This is a genomic window from Methylobacterium sp. WL18 (assembly GCF_008040015.1).
In the GTDB taxonomy this organism is placed as follows: domain Bacteria; phylum Pseudomonadota; class Alphaproteobacteria; order Rhizobiales; family Beijerinckiaceae; genus Methylobacterium; species Methylobacterium mesophilicum.
Genome location: NZ_VRVD01001241.1, coordinates 1 through 598, shown reverse-complemented (window position 1 = coordinate 598; position 598 = coordinate 1). Strand labels below are relative to the sequence as shown.

1 protein-coding gene is annotated in these 598 nt (G+C 72.6%); it reads left to right on the top strand.

The window, feature by feature from the left end; genetic code table 11:
* Nucleotides 1-54 precede the first annotated feature (54 nt).
* A partial coding sequence (locus FV228_RS32085) for a glycosyltransferase family 2 protein (RefSeq protein ID WP_281406563.1) occupies nucleotides 55-598 on the top strand: 544 nt, incomplete at its 3' end.

Here is a 598-nt window from a genome sequence, read left to right as displayed (position 1 = left end):
ACGTAGGGTGCGCTCGCCCGCAACGCGGCCCTGCTGCGGGCGAGCGCACCCTACGTGGCGTTCCTCGACGACGACGATGTCTGGCTGCCGGGCCACATCCGTCCTCATCTCCGACGGCTCGAAGCGGAGCCCGGTCTCGGCATCGTCTTCGGCCAGGTGATCACCACCTCCCCGGAACTGGAGCCGGTCTACGGTCCCTGGCCGGCGGAGCTCCCGGCCGACGGGGCCGCGCTGCTGCGCCGGATGTTGAGCGGCTACTTCCCGCAGGTCGGCGCGACCGTGGTGCGCCGGAGCCTCGTCGACAGCGTCGGCCTGTTCGACGAGGCGCTGCTCGGCGACCAGGATTGGGATTGGCAGATCCGGGCGGTGCGCCGGCACGGGGCCGCCTTCGTGGCCGTGCCCGGCGTCCATTTCCGGCAGCGGCCGGCCGGGACCTTCGACAGCCTGATCGCCCGCCGGATCCGCTTCACGCGGCTGGTCTTCCGGCGGCACGCGCCGGCCCTCGGCGTTTCGCGCCTCCAGGCCCTGCGCCTCTATTTCGCGACCGTGCAGGGGTATTACGATGCCTTCCTGGACGGCGCCCAGGCCCATGCGGCCC